The following is a 20512-nucleotide window of genomic DNA, read 5'->3' as shown; positions in this document are numbered from 1 at the left end:
GCTAAACGGGTTCTCGTCGCCGATCTGCCCGGGTGGCGTCCGGTCTGGGCGAAGGACGGCGTACGGCCCTGGTCGGCAGGGGTTCGCGGGCCACCCAGCGGCTCACCGGGTGCCGGCGCAGGTGGCGGGCCAGCCCGCGCTGGTCGCGATCGGCGATGACGTCGACCCCGGCCGCGCCCAGCTCAGTCCAGATGGCGGCCCGGGCGCGCCGGGACCCTTCGGGCAGACCCGAGATGCGCACCGTACGCCCGTCGTCGTGCGCCGACCGCACCATCGCGTGCAGCAGGTGACGCTCCTCGGCCGGGATCGGCTCGAGCCCGTCCCAGCCGAAACGCCGGCTCCACGGCTCGCTGATCATCGGCACCATCGAGGGCGGCGCCGACCGCGAGCCGATGTCGTCGAACGAGCCCTCGGCGAACGCCAGCCGGACTTCCTCGGTCGCGAGCAGTTCCCGGACGTCCACGATGCCGGTCACCGACACGGTGACCGCGCCCGGCGTCAGCTCGTCGCCCTCGCAGTGGCTGAGCAGCCCGGCGTGGTCCCGCAGCTGCTGGTCGAGCATCCGGTACGCCCGCAGCAGCGTCTCGGCGTCGCGGACGGCGCCGGTGAACTCGACGACGAGCCGGAACGGCACCTGCTGGTCGCGGGAGAGCCGCCCGCCGTGGCCGCGGGCCTGGGCGAACAGCGGGGTCAGGACGAGCCGGCGCAGCGTACGCCCCGGCTGCGGCGCGCCCGGCCCGAGGAAGAGCTCGCCGCGCGGGCCGGGGGTGACCGGCACGGTGAGCCCGCCCAGTCCGTGCCGCATGACCCTCGGCAACGGGTCGACGTCGGCCGGACGGGCCAGCGCGTGCCCGGCCGGCAGATAGGGGCGGCTGTTACGGCGGGCCAGTGACAGCCCGGCCGTGACCAGCCCGGCCACACCCGCGGCACCCGCGAGGCCACCCGCGATCATCAGACCGTTGTTCACTGCACACCATCCGATTCGTACCAAAAATCCGTTCTCTACTGTGTCACAAGTGCTACCCGACCCCGGGTAATCTCGCGCAGAATTCCCCCATGCCACCGTCCGCCGAGGCCTTCGAGGCCGAGCGCAGCCATCTCGTCTCCGTCGCCTACCGGATGCTCGGCAGCGTGGCCGAGGCGCAGGACGTGGTGCAGGAGGCCTGGTTGCGCTACATCCGCGCGAGCGATCAGGAGATTCGCGACCTGCGCGGCTGGCTCACCACCGTCACCGGCCGGCTCTGCCTCGACGTGCTCAAGTCGGCCCGCGTGTCGCGCGAGGCGTACACCGGCATGTGGCTCCCGGAGTACTTCGTGGACCCCGACGCCGGACCGGCGGCCCAGGCCGAGCGGCGCGACGAGGTCGGCCTGGCGCTGCTCGTGGTCCTCGAGCGGCTCAGCCCCGAGCAGCGGGTGGCGCTGGTGCTGCACGACGTGTTCGCGGTGCCGTACGACGAGGTGGCCCGGGTGCTCGGCACCACCGAGGCCACCGCCCGGCAGCACGCCTCCCGCGGGCGCAAGGCCGCCGCCGAGGGCGGGGTGCGGCACAACGCCGGCCCGATCGAGCAGCGACGTGTGCTGAGCGCCTTCATCGAGGCGGTGAACAGCGGTGACATGGAAGCGCTGGCGTCCGTGCTCGCGCCCGACGTGGTGTCGATCAGCGACGGCGGCGGCTTCACCCGCACCGCGCTGCGTCCGATCCTCGGCGCCGACAAGGTGGCCCGGTTCTTCGTCGGCATCGCGCACGGCAGCCGCATGGCGGGCGCCGTCCTCGAGCCGGCGCTGATCAACGGCACCGCCGGGGTCCTCGTACGCGGGGAGGGCGTCTATGGCGCGCTCGGCCTGACCATCGCGGACGGCCGCATCACCGGCCTGTTCCAGCAGCTCAACCCGTCGAAACTGCTAGTCAGCGACCTTCTGTAGGTACTGCTGGTATTTCGTGGCGAACGGCTCGCTGCCGTCGCCCAGCGCCACCAGCAGCTCCTCGGCCGCGGCGCGCGCCTCGCGGACGAGATCATCGGGGTAACCGAACCGCTCGCGGTGCTCGGAGAACTCGTCCTCGTCGCGCAGCTCGACCAGGCCCGTCGACCGTCGCCGGACCACGTCGAGGTCGAGGTCGATGATGTGGACGGTGTCACCCTCCCAGCGCGCCGGGGTGGTGATGTCGCAGTAGACCTCGCTCGTCCGCGGCTCGGGGTTGAACATGCCCGTCCACCACGTGTGATGGGGGATGAGCAGCACGAACGGGATCTGCTCGACCGACGGACGGCCGTGGTAGACCGACTCGGTGCCACGGGTCACGCCCACCCAGACGCCCAGCTCGTCGGAGTCGAAACGGCGGGCTGGGTAGTCCCGATGGGCCGAACCGTCGTACTTCGTGTAGACGACCCGGACCGTGTCACTCGGCATGCGAGAACCCTAACGGTGGTCGGCTTCTGTCGGTGGTGGCGGGTACCGTCTGCGCGTGCCCGCAGCAACGAAGAAGAACGCCACCGCTGACAAACTCCTGCAGGCTGCCGTCGGCGCCGTTCCCGGTGGCAGTTCCCGTCCGGGTCAAGAGGCCATGGTCGCGGCCATCGACAAGGCGATACGCGATCGTGAGCATCTGCTCGTCCAGGCCGGCACGGGCACCGGCAAAAGTCTGGCCTATCTCACGCCGTCCCTTCTCGTCGACGGTCCGGTGGTCGTCTCCACGGCCACCCTGGCCCTGCAGAATCAGCTGGTCGAGCACGACCTCCCCCGTCTCGCGGCGGCGGTCGAGCCGGTGCTCGGCCGCAGACCCACCTTCGCCGTGCTCAAGGGCCGGCACCACTACCTGTGCGTGGCCAAGATGGAACACGCCGATGAAGAAGCGCCGACCGACACGCTCTTCGACGACGCGCCGCCCAAGACCCAGTGGCTGGGCGAGGCGGGCCGGCTCGGCAAGCAGATCCAGCGGTTGCAGGCGTGGTCCGAGAAGACGAAGACCGGCGACCGTGACGAGCTCGATCCCGGCGTCGACGACACGGCCTGGCGTCAGGTCTCGATGCCCGCGCGCGACTGCGTCGGGGCCCAGCGCTGCCCGTACGGGCCGGAGTGTTTCGCCGAGGCGTCGCGCGCCCGCGCCCGCGAGGCCGACATCGTGGTCACCAACCACAGCCTGCTCGCGGTCGACATGCTGGCCGAGCGGCACATCGTCCCCCCGCACAAGCTGCTCATCATCGACGAGGCGCACGAGCTGGCCGACCGGGTCTCCTCCGCCTCGCAGGCCGAGCTGACCCCCGAGGCGCTCGAGCGCTCGTCCCGCCGCGCCCGCACCCTGATCCCACCTGCGGCCTCCGAATCGCTGGCCGAGGCGGCCGACGCGCTCACCGTGGGCCTGGCCGAGACGCCGGCCGGTCGCATCACGGCGGGCCTGCCCGAGCTGCTGCAGCAGGCCGTCGCGCTGATCGAGTCGGCCACCCGGGCCGGGCTCACGGCGATCGGCGAGATCAAGGGCGACGACCCCGATCCCGTACGCAAGCAGCAGGCCAAGGCGGCTCTGGACGACCTCAACGACACGGCCCAGCGGCTGCTCGAGGAATCCGACTTCGACGTCGCCTGGGTCGAGAAGTCCGACACCGGCAGCGGGCGGCGCGCGCTGGTCGTGGCTCCGCTCTCGGTCGCCGGCACGCTGGCCCAGGGGCTCTATTCCGACCGTACGGTGGTGGCCACCTCGGCCACCCTGACGCTGGGCGGCCGCTTCGACACGGTGGCCCGCTCGCTCGGCCTGCCCGCCGCCTCGCCCGCCCCGCCGTCCGACCCGCAGTCACCGGCCTCCGGGGACGGCTGGACGTCGCTCGACGTCGGCTCCCCGTTCGACTATCCGCGTCAGGGCATCCTCTATGTCGCGGCCCACCTGCCCCGCCCGCAGATGTCCGGCCTGCCCGACGCGGCCGGTGAGGAACTGGTCAAGCTGGTCGAGGCCCTGGGCGGCCGCACGCTGGGCCTGTTCTCGTCGCGCCGGGCCGCCACCCAGGCCGCCGAGCTGCTGCGCGCCCGCACCGACCTGCCGATCCTGCTGCAGGGCGAGGAATCGCTGCCGGTGCTGGTCCGCCGGTTCAAGGAAGACAAGACGAGCTGCCTGTTCGGCGTCATGTCGCTCTGGCAGGGCGTCGACGTGCCGGGCGACGCGTGCCAGCTGGTGGTGATCGACCGCCTGCCGTTCCCCCGTCCCGACGAGCCCCTGGCCGCGGCCCGGGCCGCCGCGGTCGACGCGAGCGGCGGCTCCGGCTTCTCCTCGGTGAGCGTCCCGATCGCGGCCATCCGCCTGGCCCAGGGCGTCGGCCGCCTGATCCGCTCGACGGGCGACAAGGGCGTGGTCGCCGTGCTCGACTCCCGCCTGGAAACAGCGCGCGGCTACGGCGCCTTCCTCCGCAAGTCCCTGCCCCCGTTCTGGTACACGACCCGGCCCGAAGTCGCCCTGGGCGCGCTGCAGCGCCTCGCCGCGAAGTGACCGCCGTGGCGTCGCCGGGCCGGCCGGAAGGGCCGCCCCGCGGCAAACGCCGCTGGTTGCTGGTCGCGGTCGTCGCGGTGTGGATCGTGGTGGTGTCCGGGCTGGCCGTCTGGTCGGTCGGGCACGAGAAGGCGACCGTGCCCGAGCAGCGTGACCTCGGGCTCGCGGTGACCGACCTGCAGCGGGCGGCCGGGGTGGTCTACGCGTCGGCGGCCGGGCCGGGCCGGGCGGTCGTGCTCGGCGGGCTCGAGTTCACCCGCGACTGCCGGGTCACGCCGGTGCGGTCGGGGCTGATCGCGGCCCGCAACATCACCGTGTACGTGCCGGACGGCGAGGCGGTCGAGGCCACCGAGGCGATCGCCGCCGCGTTGCCGCCGGGCTATCAGGCCGACGCGGGGCGGAGCCGGGGCGGCACCCGGGTCTCGCTGCACGCCGACGCGGGCAACTTCATCGGCATCGACATGAGCACCGAGTCGTCGGCCCGCACCCTCACGCTGCGGCTGTTCACCGGCTGCCGCCCGCTCGACGGCGACGAGACCCCGGCCACCGCGGGTCCGGACGCGCCCGGGCCGCCCTCGCTGCTGGCCCGGTCGCTGTCGGCGCTGGGCGCGGCGCCGCGGACCCCCGAGGCGCAGACCGTCGCCTGCCCGGCGGGTCCGGCCGCCGGATCCTTTGCGGTCGACGGCGTACGGAAACCGCCCGATCTGACCGCGCGGCTGGGCAAGCTGGCCGCCGGGGCCGAGGTCGTGCGGGACGACGACACGGCTCGCGCCTATCGCCGTGGCGAGCAGTCCGTCCTGCTCCTGCCCGACGGCCCCGATTTGCGGGTCGTCGTCAGCACCGCCTGTCAATAGACGAGGGCCTGCGCGCCCTCCGACATGATCTCCTCGACGAAGACGGCGGCCCCGGCGATGCGGATGCCGGGCAGCACCCTGTCGGGGGTGATGTCGCGGCGGGCGGCGCACTGCGTGCAGGCGGTCACCCGGCCGGTCGAGAGCAACAGGTGGAGCAGATCGGGCAGCGGCGCCGCGTGCGGCAGCTCGAACTCGGCGGCCCGGCCGGGCAGGGCGAACCAGGTCGACTCGCCGGTGAGCCAGAACGAGACGTCCACCCCGGACGAAAGCGCCGTGCCGGCCACGGTGAAGGCCTGCGAGCAGCGCTCCGGCGCGTCGGCGCCCGCGGTTGCCTTGACGACCAGCAAGCGTGTCATGCGGGTCAGCATAAGATGGGCCGGTCATGGTTACGGAAATCGGGTTTGTGAGCCTGCTGGTGGCCGGTCTCGGCGCGCTGGCGGGCGGGTTCGGCTATCTGGCGATGCGTGTTTCGAGGGGGCGTTGGTGACCGATCAGCAGGAGAACCCGCTGGGACCCCCGCCCTGGCTCAACGCCCCGCCGGTCGACGCGTATCCGTACGAGGAAACCCACGACCTGCGCCGGGGCGCCGACCTCAATCCGGCGCTGCTCGGCCTGCTGCCGTTCGTCGGGCTGTGGCGCGGCCGCGGCAAGGGCGGCTTCCCGGCCGAGAACGACTACGACTTCGCGCAAGAGGTGCGGGTCAGCCACGACGGCCGCCCGTTCCTGCGCTACGAGTCGCGGTCCTGGCTGCTCGACGAGGAGTCGAAGCCGGCGGGCGAGTGGATCGTCGAGTCCGGCTTCTGGCGGCCGGTGCTCAACGCCGAGGGCCGCGCGACCGACGACATGGAAGCCGTCATCGTCAGCCCCGAGGGCACCGTCGAGATCTACGTCGGCAACACCATCGGCACCACCCGGCTCGAGATCGACACCGACGCGGTGGCCTACACCCCGAGCGGCCAGCACCTGACCGGCGCGCGGCGGCTCTTCGGCATCGTCGAGGGCGCCCTGCTCTATGCGCACGAGGTGTCGATCGACAAGAGCGAACTGCAGCCGCACATGTCGGCCCGGCTGCTCAGGGTCGGCGGCTGAGCACGGAGGGCGTAATCTGGCCTACGTGTCCGCCACTGCGCTTGCCGCCATGCTCCGCGAGCGTGGCCTGCGGCTCACTCCCCAGCGCCAGCTGATCCTCGAGGCGGTGCACGAGCTGGGCCACGCCACGCCCGAGCAGGTGCATCACCACGTGCGGGAACGCGCGGCCGGGGTCAACATCACCACGGTCTATCGCACGCTCGAGCTGCTGGAAGAGCTCGGGCTGGTCAACCACACGCACCTGTCGCACGGGTCGCCGACCTATCACGCGGCGGGTGAGGATCAGCACGTTCACCTCGTCTGCCGTGGATGTGGGTCGATCAGTGAGGTAGACCCGAGTGTGATGGAGCCGGTCACCGATCGGCTGCTGAGCGAGCGCGACTTCCGGGTCGACGTGGGTCACGTGTCGCTCTTCGGTGTGTGCGGGGACTGCAAGGAGCTGTGACATGACCGTGGTGATGGTCGAGGATCTGGACCCCGCATCGGCCGACGCCGGCGTGCCGGCCCACTACGGCGACCCGATGCGCGAGCAGCGCACGCTGGCCACCGCCGTGGGCCTGGTCGATCGGTCGAACCGTGACGTGATCGCCGTGCCCGGCGAGGAACGCGCGTCCTGGCTGCACACCCTGACCACTCAGCATCTGTCGGATCTGTCCGGCATGCAGGGGACGGAACTGCTCGTCCTCTCGCCGAACGGCCACGTCGAGCAGCACGCCTTCGTCACCGAGGACGGCACCACGGCCTGGCTCGACACCGAGCCCGGCGCCGGGGCCGGGCTGCTCAAATACCTCGAGATGATGCGCTTCTTCACGCGTGTCGAGCCCCGCGACGCGTCGTCCGAGATCGCCGTGCTGTCCCTGGTGGGCCCGGGCGCGGCCGATGTCCTCCCCGGGCTCGCCGAGCCGAAGATCAACGCGGTGCCCGGGGCCAAGTTCGCGGCCGGCGATGTCCCGCCCGGGTCGACCAGCCGTTACGACGTACGGGAAACCGAATTTGGTCTGGCCCGTCGCGTGCCCCTCGGCGTCGACCTGCTGGTTCCCCGGTCGGAAAAGACGGCGGTGATCGAGAAGCTCGGGGTGCCCCTGGCCGGTCTGTGGGCCTACGAGGCGATCCGGGTCGAGCAGCGCATCCCGCGGCTGGGCTGGGAGACCGATCACCGCACGATCCCGGCCGAGGCCGAGTTCCTGGCCGCCGCCGTGCACCTCGACAAGGGCTGCTATCGCGGTCAGGAAACGGTCGCCCGGGTGCACCACCTCGGCCGTCCGCCCCGCCGCCTCGCCCTGGTGCACTTCGACGGCATCGCCACCGACCACCCGCCCGTCCAGGGCACCCCGGTGATCCGCGAGGGTCGTGAGGTCGGCTTCGTCGGCACCGCCGTGCGCCACCACGAGCTGGGCCTCATCGCCCTCGTCGTGCTCAAGCGCAACGCCACCGACGGGCTCATGGTCGGCGAGTCCGTGGTGGCGGTCGATCCCGCCTGAGCCCCCGCTAAGGTCAGTCCCATGACCGGGACCGTGATCACCGTTGCTCCGACCGGCGCCGAAAGCAGCAAGGCCGACGTGCCCGCGCTGCCCGTCACGCTCGACGAACTCGTGGCCACCGCCAAGGAGTGCGAAGCGCTGGGCGCCGCCATCATCCACGTCCACATCCGGGACGCCGAGGCCCGGCCGACCCTCGACCAGGGGCGGCTGCGCGCGACCGTGTCGGCGCTGCGCGAGTCGACCGGCCTGATCGTGCAGCTGTCGTCGGGCGGCGCGGTCACCGATCCCGAGTCCGACCGGCTGGCCGTGCTCGACGCCGGCCCCGAGATGGCCTCCTGCACGATGGGCACGGTCAACTTCGGCGACGGGGTGTTCCTCAACCGCTGGGAGTTCATCGTCGACCTGCACGGCCGCATGCAGGAGCGCGGCATCGTGCCGGAGTACGAGATCTTCGACCTCGGGCAGCTGGCCTCGCTGCAGCGGCTGCTGAGCAAGTACGGGCTGCCGTTCGGCGGTCACGTGCACGTCGACCTGGTGATGGGCGTGCCCGGCGGCATGCCGGCCACGACGGCCGCGCTCGTCGCGTGCGAGCAGGCCCTGCGCGACCTGCCCGAGGGCACGACGTTCTCGGCCACCGGCATCGGGCGCGGCACCATCCCGGTCATGCTGGCCTCGCTGAGCGCGGGCGGGCACCTGCGCGTCGGCATGGAAGACACCGTCACGTACGCCAAGGGCCGCCCGGTCGAGTCGAACATGCAGCTCGTGGCCCGGGCCGTCGGGTTCGCCCAACTGGCCCAGCGCCCTCCGCTCACCGCGCGTGAGACCCGCGAGCTGCTGGGTATCCCGGCTCGATGATCATCGCTCAGGTTCTCCGCTCCGGTTTCATCGAGAGCGTCCACCACGGTTCGGTCTTCTCGAGCGCCGGAAGCCGGGGAGAGGTGACCGCCCCGATCTTCCCGCGCTCGTCGAACAAGCCGCTGCAGACGGTCGGCATGCTGCGGGCCGGTCTCGTGCCGCGCGACGACGCCGACCTGGCCCTGATCAGCGGCAGTCACTTCGGAGAGCCGTTCCACGTACGCCGGGTCCGCGAGATCCTCACGGCGGCCGGCCTCGACGCCGGCGCCCTGCGCTGCCCGGCCTCGTTGCCGCTGGCCGAGGACGCCCGGGACGACTGGCTGCGTACGGGCGGGGCCGCCGAGCGGGTGCTGATGAACTGCTCCGGAAAGCACGCCGGGATGCTGGCCACCTGCGCGGCCAACGACTGGCCGCTGGAGTCGTACCTCGACCCGGCCCACCCGCTGCAGGTGGCGATCGCCCGTGCGGTGGCCGACCTGGCCGGCGAGAACGTGGCCGCGGTGGGAGTGGACGGCTGCGGGGCGCCGGTGCTGGCCCTGTCGCTGACCGGCCTGGCCCGCGCGTTCGAACGTCTGGTCACGGCCGAGCCGGGCAGTCACGAACGCCGGGTGGCCGACGAGATGCGTGCCCACCCGGAACTGGTCGCCGGCACCGGCGCCGACGACACCGTGCTGATGACGGCGGTGCCCGGGCTGCTGGCCAAGGGCGGCGCCGAGGGTGTGGTGGCGGCGGCCGTGCCGGGGGCGGGCGCGATCGCCATCAAGGTCGACGACGGCGGGATGCGGGCGCGCACCCCCGTACTGCTCGATGAGCTGCAGAGACTCGGCGTCGAGGTGCCGGTGATCGAGGAACTGATCCTGGGTGGGGGAGAGCCGGTCGGCCGCGTACGCGCGGTGCGGTGACTCGACTCACGCTAGCTGTAGTTAGCGTTTTGCTTGCAACAGCTAGCACTCCGGGCTACCTTCGAATGCATGGCCACGCCCAAGGATCTGCCCGAGGACATCGGTGGTTTCATCCGTGATCTCCGGCAGACCGCCAAGATCTCGCTGCGCCAGCTCGCCGACAAGGCGGGCGTGAGCAACCCGTATCTCAGCCAGATCGAGCGTGGCCTGCGCAAGCCCAGCGCCGAGGTGTTGCAGCAGATTGCCAGCGCGCTGCGGGTGTCGACGCCCGCGATGTATCTGCGGGCCGGCCTCCTCGACAGCGAGGGACAGCAGGGCGTGCTGGCCGCGATCGCCGCCGATCCGGAGCTCACGATCCCGCAGAAGCAGTCGCTGACCCAGATCTACGAGACGTTCCGCAGCGAGAACGCGCGCAACAAGCCCGCCGAAGAGACCACTCCCACTTCCGAGGAGCAGAAATGACCGAGCAGACCAAGACCCGTTTCCCCGCCCCGCTCTACGCCGCCGCCGGCGCCGGTGACATCGCCGTCGAGCAGCTGCGCAAGCTGCCCGCCGTGGTCAACGAGCTGAGCGAGCGCGCCGCCGCGTCGCTGCGCACGTACAACGAGCAGGCCGGCACCAAGGCCGCCGAGCTGCGCGACAAGGCGTCCACGACCGACTTCACCGCGCTGCGGGGCAACGCGGCCAGCGTCGCCACCTCGTTCGCCCAGATCGCCCAGGACCGTGCCGTCGCCGCGTACACCGCGCTGGTGGCCCGGGGCGAGCGCGTCGTCGGCACCGGCGTCGTCGAGGCGGCCGACGTGGTCAACGCCGACATCGAGACCACCGAGGAGCCGGCCGCCATCGAGCCGGCCCAGGCCGAGGCGAAGCCGAAGCCGCGCAAGCGCGCCGCCACTAAGTGACGACCCGGCACGACATGATCAGCGGGGCCCGGCATCGGCTGGGCCCCGCGGCATAGACTTCCCCTCATGGCCTCCTCCGCGCCGATCTTCTACGCCGCCGTCGTCGGCTATCTCAACCTGCTCATTCTCATCCTGTCGCTGGTGGTGCAGGCGGTCGCGCTGATTCACTGCCTGACCCAGCGGGGCGACGGATTCCAGGCCATCGGCACCCTGCCGAAGGGCGCGTGGGCGGCGATCCTCGCCATCTGCATCGTCCTGACGCTGCTGATCAGCGGTGCGGTCGGCATCTTCAGCCTGATCGGCATCGCGGCCGCCCTGATCTATCTGCTCGACGTCCGTCCCGGCCTCAAGGACCTGTCGGACGGCAAAGGCTTCTGGTGAGGCGGTTCGGCCCGCCGCCGCCCGATGGTGGGCCCCGCCTGCATCGGGCGGACCCGACCGGGCCGCGCTCGGGCCGTCCGACCCTTCCCGGGCCGCTGACCGAGATCATTTCCACCCCCTCCGGCGTACGCTTGGAGCAGCTGATCACCGGTGTCGGTGAGCCGGTCACCGTGTTCGCGCACGGGCTGGGCGGCGACATCTCCGGCACCCGCCCGCTGGGCAGCGCGGTCGCCGGGCGCCGGGTCTTCTTCCACTTCCGGGGTCACGGCCGCTCGGACGCGCCGGTCGGCCCGTGGAGCTTCGCCGGCCTGGCTGACGACCTGCGCGGCGTGGCCGACCTGGCCGGCGCGACCCGGGCGCTCGGCGTCAGCATGGGCGCGGCCGCGCTGTGCCGGCTGCTCAGCGAGACGCCCGACCGGTTCGAGCGCGTCGTCTTCTATCTGCCCGCGCCCCTCGACGGCACCCGCCCCGCGGCCGCCGAGGCCCGCGTCGAACGACTGCTGGCCGCGGTCGAGTCGGGCGAGGCGGCGTCGATCGCCGCCGCCGTCGAGGCCGAACTGCCGCCCTCGGTGCGCAACACGCCGACCGGCTGGAGCTTCCTGCGCCAGCGTGTCGAGCAGTTGCAACGCGACGGCCTGGCCTCCGAGCTCACGACGCTGTGGCACGAGCCCGCCGTGGCCGACGAATCCCTCCTGCGGGCGTTCCGCGGGCGCGCGCTCGTGCTCGGCTGCCTGGGCGACGACGTGCACCCGGTCGCGTGGGCCGAGCGGCTGGCGTCGCTGCTGCCCAAGGCTGACCTGCACGTCTACGACCGCCCGGCCGTCCTCTGGAACAACCGGGCCGAACTGCGCACCCGCATCTCCGCCTTCCTGAACGACTGAGGGCCCCTCCGGTTTCCCGGAGAGGCCCTCTGACGTGTGCTCAGATCAGCTGGCCAGCCAGACCGGAACGTAGTAGTCCTCGCTGCTCCAGTTGGCGACCTTGTCGATGGCCATCGGCCAGATCTCGAAGTGCCAGCCCTTGGACAGCCCGGCCACCGACCGCGACGCCCAGGCGCCGGCCGAGTTGACCGGTGCGCGGTCCTCGATGCCGGAGGGCAGCGAGCTCAGCGGCTGTCCGGTGTACTTGAACCACTTCTTGGTGTCGAAGTTGTACATGTACATGCCGGCCGCGTCGGTCCACTTGAGCAGGATGACGCTGACGTAGTCGACCCCGGCCTGGGAGTCGCTGGCCGTGCCCCGGACCGTGCTCCACGAGCTCGCCTTGCTGGGGCTGGCCGGGAACTTCACGGCCACCTTCGGAGGCGTCTTGTCGTAGGCGACCCGCAGCGGCGACGCGTTGCGGGCGGCCTTGCCCTGCTTGTTGGAGAACTCGACCCGCGGCGTGAAAGTGCCCTCGCCGAAGTAGTGCGGCACCTGCGTCGACGCGGCGCCCTTGCGCAGCAGCGTGAACTCGCCGTCGCCCCACTCGGTCCACGCCTCGGAGGCGGTGGCCGGCAGCGCCGACGGGGTGAAGACACCCTCGACCTGGTAGTCGTAGGTCACGCCGCCGGAGACGTACGTGTTGGTGTAGATCGTGCTCTTCTGCCAGCCCAGGTTGCCGGTCGGCGCGGCGACCCCGACGGCGGCCGGAGCCAGCGTGCCCTTGCCCTCGACGGTGCCGTCGTTCAGCGTGACCGCCACGGTGAAGGCGCCGGCCGCGGCGTACGTGTGCGTCCAGCTGGTCTCGCCGGCGGCCGCGGTCTGCGCGGCGGTGCCGTCGCCCCAGGTGATGACCCGGCTGATCGCGGCGGGCTCGGTGTCGTCGTCGGCCAGGGCGCTCTGCGTCAGCGTCACCGTCTGGCCGGGCCAGATGGCGTTGCTGTCCAGGCCGTAGGTGCCGGTCGGAGCCTCACCAGCCGCGTGGGCGGGCGCGCCGACCCCGACCACACCGGCGGTGAGGGCCGTGGTGAGGAGGGCGGGAAGGGCGCGACGGTAAACGAGTTTCATCTGTCCCCCGTTGTTTCTGCCTCCCCGTCACGACAGAGGGGAGCCAGCGGACAGTACCGGTGCGACGGCTCATTGATCAAGCCCGTTCTACCAGCTGAGCCGTAACCTTTTTCGGCTCTCAGCACGTTGTCTAGAACGTGCGGCTATCCCCCAAATCAGTCTTTGTCGGACTCGTGGCGTTCGGCTTGCCGTTCGCCGTCACGATCGGCTGGACCCTCGCGACCCCGGCCCAGCGCCCTGCTGCAGTGGGCGTCCCCGGCGGCGAGGGCGCCCTCGGCGCCGCTCCCACGTCGACGAAACGAGAGCCGGTGGCCGTCCGCTACACGGCCCAGCCCTATCGCCCGGCCCCCACGACGTCCGGCAGCGCCCCCGTCCCCACCTCGGTCACGCCATCGGTGTCCCCGAGCGCCACGACGACCGTCGCGCCCACGACGTCGCCGTCCCCCACACCGTCCACGACCACCCCGACCGACGACCCGCTCCCACCGCTGAACCAGCCCCCGGTGCCGACCCCCACCGAGATCAGCACCCCGCCGAGCTGGGAGCCGCCGTCCGTCGAGCCCCCGATCAGCGAAAGCTTCCGGCCCCCGTCGCGGGACTTTCCCGAGTGGAGCCGCCGTCAGCCCGACTGAAGCGGGCCCTCGCCCCTCCGGCCTCGCAGCGGTTTGACGTCGGCTGCTTTAGGCTGCCGGGCGTGACCGCTGTACGGCAATTTTTCACCGGGGCCGGGCTGCTCGGCCGGGGCCTCGGCATCGTCTTGCGCAGTCCCAAGGTGCTCGGGCTCGGGCTGCTGCCGGCGCTCATCTCCGGCGTGCTCTATGCCACGGCGCTGTTCTTTCTGGTCGACTATCTGCCCGAGCTGAGCCGGGCCGTCACCTGGTTTGCCGACGACTGGGCCGAGTCGGTTCGGGAGGCGATGCAGGTGCTCGGCGGCATCGCGCTGCTCGGGGTGGCGGTGCTGCTCGGGGTGCTGACGTTCACCGCGGTCACGCTGCTGATCGGCGACCCGTTCTACGAGCGGATCTCGGGGCTGGTCGAGGAACGGTTCGGCGGGGTGGCCGACGAGGTCGAGGTGGGGTTCTGGGAGTCGCTGCGACGCAGCCTGTTCGACTCGTTGCGGCTGATCGGGCTGTCGATCCTGATCGGCATTCCGCTGTTCCTGCTCGGGTTCGTGCCGGTGGTCGGGCAGACGGTCGTGCCGGTGCTGGGCGGCGCGGTCGGTGGGTGGGTGCTCGCCCTCGAACTGACCGGCGTGCCGTTTCAGCGGCGCGGGCAACGGCTACGGCAGCGCCGGGTGGTGCTGGCGGCGAACCGGCCGCTGGCGCTCGGTTTCGGCGTGGCCGTCTTCTGCTGTTTTCTGATTCCGCTGGGCGCGATCCTGTTGATGCCCGCCGCGATCGCGGGCGCCACGCTGCTGGCCCGCAAGTCGCTCGGCCACCCGATCCAGACGGCCGGCGGCGTCCCGCCGCACACCGGCCGGCCCGGTGACGGGGCCGGCTCAGGCCGACTCGCGGACCACGAGCTCGGTCGGTAGCACCACGGCGTCGGGCAGGCCGGCCTGGCCGTTGATCAGGCCGAGCAGCTGGCGGGCCATCGTGCGTCCCATGTCGGCGATCGGCTGGCGCACTGTGGTCAGTGGGGGATCGCTGTAGCGGCTGATCTCGAAGTCGTCGAAGCCGATCACCGCGACGTCCGACGGCACCCGGCGGCCCGCGTCCTTGAGGGCCAGCAACGCGCCGTGGGCCATCATGTCGGAGGCCACGAAGACCGCGTCGAGCGCCGGGTCGTCGGCCAGCAGCGTTCGCATCGCGGCGATGCCGGACTCGCGGGTGAAGTCGCCGAACTGCACATGCTGGGCCAGGCCGGCCTCGTCGAGCGTGGCCCGATAGCCCGCCAGGCGATCGATGCCGGCCACCATGTCCTGTGGGCCGGCAATGGTGGCGATCCGGCGGCGGCCGGCCGCGACCAGATGGCGTACGCCCGCGGCGACCCCGCCGAAGTGGTCGACGTCCACATAGGGCACCTGGGGGCCGCCGATGGGGCGGCCGCTGCAGATCACCGGGATGCCGAGACGGGCGAGGTTGCCGGGGAGCGGGTCGGCGCCGTGCATGGAGGCGAACATGACGCCGTCCACGTGACCGGCCACCGCGTACCGCTCGACCCGGTCGTGGCTCTTGGCCGAGCCGGCCATCATCAGCACGAGCTGCTTGTCGGCCGCCTCGAGTTCAATGCCGACGCCCCGGATGATCGCCGGGAAGAACAGGTCGTCCGAGAACACGCGGTTGGCGGTCTCGGGCAGGATCAGCGCGATCGACTCGGTGCGCTGGGTGACCAGGCTGCGGGCGGCCTGGTTGGGCACGTAGCCCAGTTCGTCGACGGCGCGGGTGACCGCCTCACGGATGGAGGCGGCCACCGACGTCGAGCCGTTGACGACGCGGGAGACCGTCGCCCGGGACACTCCGGCCCGGCGGGCCACTGCTTCCAGGGTCGGCCGTTCCCGCGTCACCAATCAGCTCACCCCTCGTTCGATTCCGGCGCGGCGATGCCGTTGCGCCGGATCACCTCCCGGTACCACTTCGCGCTGTCCTTCAGCGTGCGCTTCTGGGTCGCGTAGTCGACGTGCACGACCCCGAACCGCTTGCGGTAACCCTCGGCCCACTCGAAATTGTCCATGAGCGACCAGACGAAGTAACCACGCAGATCGACGCCGGCCGCCAGGGCATCATGGCAGGCGCGCAGGTGGCCGTCGAGGTAGTCGACCCGACGGGCGTCGTGAACCTCGCCGTCGGCCGACGGGACCTCGGGGTACGCGGCGCCGTTCTCGGTGATCAGCAGCGGGGTGCCCGGGTAGTCGTCGTTGATCCGCTTGAGCAGGCTGGTCAGGGCGGACGGCTCGATCAGCCAGTTCATGTCGGTCACCGGGCCGTCCGGCGCGCGCCAGGCGATGCCCTCGCTGCCGGGCTGGTCGAGCGCGGCCGGAGCGCCGGGCTTGGCCGAGACGTACGCGGGCTGATAAAAGTTGATCCCCAGCACGTCGATCGGGGCGTTGATCGTGCTCAGGTCGCCGTCCGCGATGTACGACAGGTCGGTGAACCGCGACATGTGCTCGAGCATGTCGGCCGGGTATTGGCCCTTGAGCAGCGGGTCGAAGAACATCCGGTTGGACAGCCCGTCGATGATCCGGGCGGCCTCGCGGTCGGCGGCGTTGCCCGCGTCGACCGGGAAGACGACCGACGGGTTGAGCGTGATGCTGATGCTCTGCGCGCCGGCCGAGCGCAGCGCCCGGGCCGCCATGCCGTGGCCGAGCAGCAGGTGGTGCACGGCGGCGAAGACGGCCGCCGGGTCCTGCTTGCCGGGCGCGTGCACGCCGCTTCCGTAGCCCAGGTAGGCCGAGCACCAGGGCTCGTTCAGGGTCGTCCAGGTCTTGACCCGGTCGCCGAGACGGGCGTGCACGATCTGGGCGTACTCCGCGAAGGCCTCCGCGGTCAGCCGGTTGGCCCAGCCGCCGAGATCCTCCAGCGTCTGCGGCAGGTCCCAGTGATAGAGCGTGACGACCGGGTCGATGCCCTTGCCGAGCAGTTCGTCGGTCAGCCGGTCGTAGAAGTCCAGGCCCTTGACGTTGACCGGGCCGGTGCCGTCGGGCTGGATGCGCGGCCAGGCGATCGAGAACCGGTACGACGCCAGGCCCAGATCGGCCATCAGCGCCACGTCGTCGACGTAGCGGTGGTAGTGGTCGCAAGCCACGTCGCCGGTGTGCCCGTTGAAGACGCGTCCCGGCGTACGGCTGAAGGTGTCCCAGATCGAGGGGCCGCGACCGTCCTCCCGCGCCGCGCCCTCGATCTGATACGACGCCGTGGCGGCGCCCCAGATGAAGTCGTCGGGGAAGGTGATCGCGGCGAGGGCCGGCTGCGCCGACGTGGACGTGACGGTGGCCGTCATGCGTTCCCCTTATTCGCTCACGAAGTCCAAACTTAACCGGTTAATCATAGGGGCGGAAACTTTCGCCGCCATACCGGTAAGTCGAATGTAAGCCAGCCTTACGTCCGAGCGAGGGCGGTTGGCCGGGGAAGGCAGCGGTGCGTCAGCCGGTGCGCAGGGCCGTGATCAGACGCGGGTCACCGGTGATGACCAGGCGATCCGTACGCACCCGGCCCATCAGCATCAGCAGCAGATCGCTGGCCGTGCCGGTGGCCTGGGCGCGGGCGTGGTGATCGTCGGAGTCGAGAATCGTGCCCGTGTCGAGCAGAGCCACCCCGGCCCCGCGCAGCCGCACGAACCATTCGTAGCCCGCGTCGTTGGCCACCAGGTGGACCACGCCGTGCAGGTCGGTCGGGCCCTTGCGGCGGCCGGCCGGCAGCCAGGTGTCGAGCACCTCGCTCACCCCGTCGGCGGCCAGCTTGGTCTCGATCGGGGTGGGCCGCTCGGCCGCGGACTCGGCGTCCCAGCGGTGCACCGAGATCTCGTGGGCCATCCGGCGCTGCCAGAACGACGCCTTTTTCGCCTGCGGCGCCCAGTTCCAGGCCGGGAAGTCGGCGTCGAGGGCCTCGAGCGTCTCGATCGTGCCGGTCAGTTCGCGGCGCAGGCCGTCGAGCGCGGCGTCCCACTCGGGGCGGGCCGGGAGCTGCGGCTGGTCGGGACGCTCGGTGACGCCGCGGGCGGCGATCTCGCGCACCCAGTTCAGTTCGGACGTCAGATGCTCGACCAGGTCGGCCACCGTCCAGTCGGGGCAGCCGGACACGGCCGCGCCGGGGCCGGCCTGGGCCACCGCGTCCTGCAGCGCCGGGCCGTCGGCCCGCAACGCCGCGAGCCAGAAGTCCTTCGTCGCGTGCAGCCTGTTCATCGCGATGCTCTCCGCTCCACCGGACCGCCGATGAGAATGCCCAACCCGTTGAGCTTAGGGTGGTTGGCGTGCCTGACGTTACCGCCGCCCCGCAAACCGCCCTCTCGGCGTACACGACGCTACGCCTCGGCGGCCCAGCCGGCACCTTGACGGTCGCCACCGAAACGGACCAAGTGGTAGCTACCGTGCGTAACGCCACCCAGGAGGGGCGTCCGCTGCTCATTCTGGCCGGCGGAAGCAACGTCGTGATCGGTGATGGCGGCTTCGACGGCACGGTCGTGTTGCTGCGCACCCGGGGCATCCGCGCCGTCGAGGAGAGCGACGACAGCGTCGTGCTGCGGGTGGCCGCGGGCGAGCCGTGGGACGACCTGGTGGCGTACGCGGTGGAACGGGGTCTCTCGGGCATCGAGTGCCTGAGCGGGATCCCGGGCTCGGCGGGCGCCACCCCGATCCAGAATGTCGGGGCGTACGGGCAGGAGGTCGCTCACACGATCGTGGCGGTCCACGCGTACGACCGGCAGTCCGGGACGCTGCGGGTGATGCCCCCGGCCGAGTGCGGCTTCGCCTATCGCGCCAGCGTCTTCAAGCACAACGACCGGTACGTGGTGCTCGAGGTCGACTTCCGGCTGACCCGCTCGCCCGAGTCGGCCCCGATCCGGTACGCCGAGCTGGCCCGCAACCTCGGCGTCGAGGTGGGCGACCGGGTCCCGCTGCAGCAGGCCCGCGACACCGTGCGCAAGCTGCGCGAGCAGAAGGGCATGGTGCTCGACCCCGACGACCGCGACACGTGGTCGGTCGGCTCGTTCTTCACCAACCCCGTGGTCAGCGCCGGGCGATGGGCCGACCTCGGGCTGGATGCCCCGCACTGGCCGGGCGACGACGGCACCGTGAAGATCCCGGCGGCCTGGCTGATCGAGCGGGCCGGTTTCGCCAAGGGCTTCGCGGGCGACGGCGTGGCCATCTCGACCAAGCACACGCTGGCGCTGACCAACCGGGGCGACGGCACCACCGAGGCTCTGCTCGGCCTGGCCCGCACCGTGCGGGACGGGGTCCGGGAGCGCTTCGGCGTCGAGCTGCACCCGGAACCCGTCCTCATCAACTGCGCTCTCTAGTCCCAGCCGAACACCTGGGTGTAATACGGCACCCCGTTCGCGGCGTAGACGACGCCGGCGCCCATCGACTTGGCGCCGCAGTTGAGGATGTTGGCGCGGTGCCGCGGGCTGGCCATCCACGCCTCGATCACCTCGGTCGCGGTGCGGTAGCCCCAGGCGATGTTCTCGCCGGACGGCTGTTCGTAGCCGGCCAGATGGGACCGTCGCACGAACGTGGTGCCGTCCCGCCAGACGTGGCTGAACAGGCCGGTGCGGGCCATGTAGACGCTCTGCCGCACGGACGCGACGACCAGCTCGCGATCGACCGTGAGCAGGCGGCGGCAGCCGCCGGCCCAGCGCCGCTGGTTGGTCATCGTGATTACCTGGGACATCAGCGTCCGCGGGGCGACGACGGCCGGCGCGGCCGCGGGCGGCGCCGGTGGCACCGGCACCGTGGCGTGGGCCGGAGCGGCCACGGCGAGCGCGGCCGCCGGACCGGCGATCAGCGGGGTGAGATGTCGCAGCACCCGGTGCAGCACGGCATGGCTCCTTTCCTGGGCGGCGTCGCCCACCTAGGGATATCGGAGCCGTTATCGGGGCGTACGTCCCTTCTTTGCCGGAAACCGGAAACCAAGTCGTAGAACCTGTCAGTCTGAGGGGATTGGCGATCTTGGACGGAGACCGGCTTCCCGGGGATCTGTCCGACCGGGTCCGGCCAGGCCGATAGCCCGCTAATCTGTCACTGTCCGTAAATAGACCGTGACATCACGCTATCGTGGCTTTGCGCGGTTGATTCCGCCGCCGGCTGTCGCCGGAGCAGAACACACGACACCGACCTGCACCGGGCGCCCACCAGCGTGCGGACGGGCGGTCGTGTGTCCGCACCAAGCACGAACGAGGGGTGGGGCAGGGTGAGCACAGGATGAGTCGCCTACTCGTCGTCGAGGACGATCCGGACATCGCACTCGCCCTGCGACTGTTGTTCAGCCGTGCGGGTTACGAGGTGGCGCACGCCGGCGACGGTCGTACGGGCCTCAAGGAGGCGTACGCGGAGCACCCGGATCTGGTGGTTCTCGACGTCGGCCTGCCCGAGATGGACGGCTGGCAGGTGCTGGAGCGTCTGCGCGACGTCTCCGACGTGCCGGTGCTGGTGCTGACCGCGCACGGCCAGGAGGCCGAGAAGGTGCGCGGGCTGCGGGGCGGCGCCGACGACTACCTGACCAAGCCGTTCGCCAACAACGAGCTGCTGGCCCGGGTCGAAGCCCTGCTGCGGCGCTCGTCGAGCGGGCAGAACAGCTGGGCCAGCCAGGTCTACGACGACGGGCTCGTGCATCTGGACCCGACCAAGCGCCGGGTCTACGTCAAGGGCGACGAGAAGCGCCTGACCCCCACCGAGTTCCGGCTGCTCAACGCGCTGGTCCGGCACGCGGGGGCGGTGCTGAGCCCGAACCAGCTGCTGACCCAGGCGTGGGACGACCCGACCGGCATCGGCCAGGAGCGCGTCAAGTTCGCCGTGCTGCGCTTGCGCCGCAAGCTCGGCTGGTCCGACCCCGACGATTCACCCATCGAATCCGTGCGTGGATTCGGTTACCGCTACCGCCGTCCCGGCGGAGAGGCCTGATTTCCCCTTGGTTGTGATCCGGGTGTCCTCAGGT

Annotated in this window: 24 protein-coding genes and 1 pseudogene; 17 read left to right on the top strand and 8 right to left on the bottom strand. The window is 71.5% G+C overall.

Going from position 1 to position 20512, the window contains the following annotated elements; translation table 11 throughout:
- Nucleotide 1: 1 nt before the first annotated feature.
- Nucleotides 2–967, bottom strand: coding sequence for a PI-PLC domain-containing protein (locus ACZ3I4_RS17000; protein WP_465382852.1), 966 nt, complete (start codon nt 965–967; stop codon nt 2–4).
- An 89-nt stretch (nt 968–1056) separates the two neighbouring features.
- Between ACZ3I4_RS17000 and sigJ the strand changes: the two genes are divergently transcribed.
- Nucleotides 1057–1923: an RNA polymerase sigma factor SigJ gene (sigJ, locus tag ACZ3I4_RS16995; RefSeq protein WP_465382851.1), complete on the top strand. Its 867-nt coding sequence runs from the start codon at nt 1057–1059 to the stop codon at nt 1921–1923.
- Here sigJ and ACZ3I4_RS16990 read toward each other — a convergent pair.
- On the bottom strand, nt 1903–2409 hold the full coding sequence (locus ACZ3I4_RS16990) for a DUF402 domain-containing protein (protein WP_465382850.1): 507 nt from the start codon (nt 2407–2409) through the stop codon (nt 1903–1905). The two genes, sigJ and ACZ3I4_RS16990, sit on opposite strands and share 21 nt — an antisense overlap.
- Nucleotides 2410–2563: 154 nt before the next feature.
- Between ACZ3I4_RS16990 and ACZ3I4_RS16985 the strand changes: the two genes are divergently transcribed.
- Complete coding sequence (locus tag ACZ3I4_RS16985) at nt 2564–4474, top strand: ATP-dependent DNA helicase (protein WP_465383019.1); 1911 nt, start codon at nt 2564–2566, stop codon at nt 4472–4474.
- A 5-nt stretch (nt 4475–4479) separates the two neighbouring features.
- Nucleotides 4480–5328, top strand: coding sequence for a hypothetical protein (locus tag ACZ3I4_RS16980; protein ID WP_465382849.1), 849 nt, complete (start codon nt 4480–4482; stop codon nt 5326–5328).
- On the opposite strand, the gene ACZ3I4_RS16975 is transcribed toward ACZ3I4_RS16980, so the two are convergent.
- Entirely contained in the window at nt 5322–5696 is a 375-nt protein-coding gene (locus ACZ3I4_RS16975; protein WP_465382848.1) for a DsrE family protein, read from the bottom strand. The two genes, ACZ3I4_RS16980 and ACZ3I4_RS16975, sit on opposite strands and share 7 nt — an antisense overlap.
- Nucleotides 5697–5710: 14 nt before the next feature.
- Here ACZ3I4_RS16975 and mtfM point away from each other — a divergent pair, with 14 nt between their 5' ends.
- From mtfM to ACZ3I4_RS16925, 10 genes and pseudogenes are all read left to right on the top strand, one after another.
- Nucleotides 5711–5815, top strand: coding sequence for a small membrane protein MtfM (mtfM, locus tag ACZ3I4_RS16970; RefSeq protein ID WP_268919125.1), 105 nt, complete (start codon nt 5711–5713; stop codon nt 5813–5815).
- Nucleotides 5812–6417, top strand: a complete 606-nt coding sequence (locus ACZ3I4_RS16965) for a heme-binding beta-barrel domain-containing protein (protein ID WP_465382847.1) — start codon at nt 5812–5814, stop codon at nt 6415–6417. The genes mtfM and ACZ3I4_RS16965 overlap by 4 nt, the downstream gene beginning before the upstream one ends.
- A 49-nt stretch (nt 6418–6466) precedes the next feature.
- Nucleotides 6467–6862, top strand: coding sequence for a Fur family transcriptional regulator (locus tag ACZ3I4_RS16960; RefSeq protein WP_465383018.1), 396 nt, complete (start codon nt 6467–6469; stop codon nt 6860–6862).
- Between the two features lies 1 nt (nt 6863).
- Nucleotides 6864–7898, top strand: a complete 1035-nt coding sequence (gene ygfZ / locus ACZ3I4_RS16955) for a CAF17-like 4Fe-4S cluster assembly/insertion protein YgfZ (RefSeq protein ID WP_465382846.1) — start codon at nt 6864–6866, stop codon at nt 7896–7898.
- A gap of 21 nt (nt 7899–7919) precedes the next feature.
- Nucleotides 7920–8753: a beta-keto acid cleavage family enzyme gene (locus ACZ3I4_RS16950; protein WP_465382845.1), complete on the top strand. Its 834-nt coding sequence runs from the start codon at nt 7920–7922 to the stop codon at nt 8751–8753.
- Nucleotides 8750–9655: an asparaginase gene (locus ACZ3I4_RS16945; RefSeq protein ID WP_465382844.1), complete on the top strand. Its 906-nt coding sequence runs from the start codon at nt 8750–8752 to the stop codon at nt 9653–9655. The genes ACZ3I4_RS16950 and ACZ3I4_RS16945 overlap by 4 nt, the downstream gene beginning before the upstream one ends.
- Nucleotides 9656–9724: 69 nt before the next feature.
- Nucleotides 9725–10069 (top strand): annotated as a pseudogene (locus ACZ3I4_RS16940) (helix-turn-helix domain-containing protein); the annotation flags it as partial.
- Between the two features lie 44 nt (nt 10070–10113).
- Nucleotides 10114–10557 carry a hypothetical protein gene (locus tag ACZ3I4_RS16935; RefSeq protein ID WP_465382843.1) on the top strand — a complete coding sequence of 148 codons (444 nt, stop codon included), beginning with the start codon at nt 10114–10116 and terminating at the stop codon, nt 10555–10557.
- 66 nt (nt 10558–10623) lie between these two features.
- Entirely contained in the window at nt 10624–10938 is a 315-nt protein-coding gene (locus ACZ3I4_RS16930; protein ID WP_203377299.1) for a DUF2516 family protein, read from the top strand.
- Entirely contained in the window at nt 10935–11819 is an 885-nt protein-coding gene (locus ACZ3I4_RS16925) for an alpha/beta fold hydrolase (protein ID WP_465382842.1), read from the top strand. Before ACZ3I4_RS16930 ends, ACZ3I4_RS16925 begins: the two co-directional genes overlap by 4 nt.
- 45 nt (nt 11820–11864) lie before the next feature.
- Here the strand turns inward: ACZ3I4_RS16925 and ACZ3I4_RS16920 are convergent, their stop codons facing one another.
- Nucleotides 11865–12926 carry a PKD domain-containing protein gene (locus tag ACZ3I4_RS16920; RefSeq protein ID WP_465382841.1) on the bottom strand — a complete coding sequence of 354 codons (1062 nt, stop codon included), beginning with the start codon at nt 12924–12926 and terminating at the stop codon, nt 11865–11867.
- 173 nt (nt 12927–13099) lie between these two features.
- Here ACZ3I4_RS16920 and ACZ3I4_RS16915 point away from each other — a divergent pair, with 173 nt between their 5' ends.
- Both ACZ3I4_RS16915 and ACZ3I4_RS16910 read left to right on the top strand, forming a co-directional pair.
- Entirely contained in the window at nt 13100–13558 is a 459-nt protein-coding gene (locus ACZ3I4_RS16915) for a hypothetical protein (RefSeq protein WP_465382840.1), read from the top strand.
- Nucleotides 13559–13620: 62 nt separating this feature from the next.
- Nucleotides 13621–14460 carry an EI24 domain-containing protein gene (locus ACZ3I4_RS16910; protein WP_465382839.1) on the top strand — a complete coding sequence of 280 codons (840 nt, stop codon included), beginning with the start codon at nt 13621–13623 and terminating at the stop codon, nt 14458–14460.
- On the opposite strand, the gene ACZ3I4_RS16905 is transcribed toward ACZ3I4_RS16910, so the two are convergent.
- From ACZ3I4_RS16905 to ACZ3I4_RS16895, 3 genes are all read right to left on the bottom strand, one after another.
- Nucleotides 14425–15435, bottom strand: a complete 1011-nt coding sequence (locus ACZ3I4_RS16905; RefSeq protein WP_465382838.1) for a LacI family DNA-binding transcriptional regulator — start codon at nt 15433–15435, stop codon at nt 14425–14427. The genes ACZ3I4_RS16910 and ACZ3I4_RS16905 overlap by 36 nt on opposite strands.
- Nucleotides 15436–15440: 5 nt before the next feature.
- The gene (locus ACZ3I4_RS16900) at nt 15441–16865 is read right to left on the bottom strand and encodes a GH1 family beta-glucosidase (protein ID WP_465382837.1); all 1425 of its coding nucleotides are present in this window, start codon (nt 16863–16865) and stop codon (nt 15441–15443) included.
- A gap of 142 nt (nt 16866–17007) precedes the next feature.
- Nucleotides 17008–17766, bottom strand: a complete 759-nt coding sequence (locus ACZ3I4_RS16895; protein ID WP_465382836.1) for a maleylpyruvate isomerase family mycothiol-dependent enzyme — start codon at nt 17764–17766, stop codon at nt 17008–17010.
- Between the two features lie 68 nt (nt 17767–17834).
- Here ACZ3I4_RS16895 and ACZ3I4_RS16890 point away from each other — a divergent pair, with 68 nt between their 5' ends.
- Complete coding sequence (locus ACZ3I4_RS16890) at nt 17835–18878, top strand: UDP-N-acetylmuramate dehydrogenase (RefSeq protein ID WP_465382835.1); 1044 nt, start codon at nt 17835–17837, stop codon at nt 18876–18878.
- Here ACZ3I4_RS16890 and ACZ3I4_RS16885 read toward each other — a convergent pair.
- Entirely contained in the window at nt 18875–19396 is a 522-nt protein-coding gene (locus ACZ3I4_RS16885; protein WP_465382834.1) for a CAP domain-containing protein, read from the bottom strand. The two genes, ACZ3I4_RS16890 and ACZ3I4_RS16885, sit on opposite strands and share 4 nt — an antisense overlap.
- A 383-nt stretch (nt 19397–19779) precedes the next feature.
- Here ACZ3I4_RS16885 and ACZ3I4_RS16880 point away from each other — a divergent pair, with 383 nt between their 5' ends.
- Nucleotides 19780–20478, top strand: a complete 699-nt coding sequence (locus ACZ3I4_RS16880) for a response regulator transcription factor (RefSeq protein ID WP_465382833.1) — start codon at nt 19780–19782, stop codon at nt 20476–20478.
- Nucleotides 20479–20512 lie beyond the last annotated feature (34 nt).

The sequence above is a fragment of the Actinoplanes sp. NPDC021490 genome, from assembly GCF_055562135.1.
This window is presented reverse-complemented; position numbering and strand designations above follow the sequence as displayed.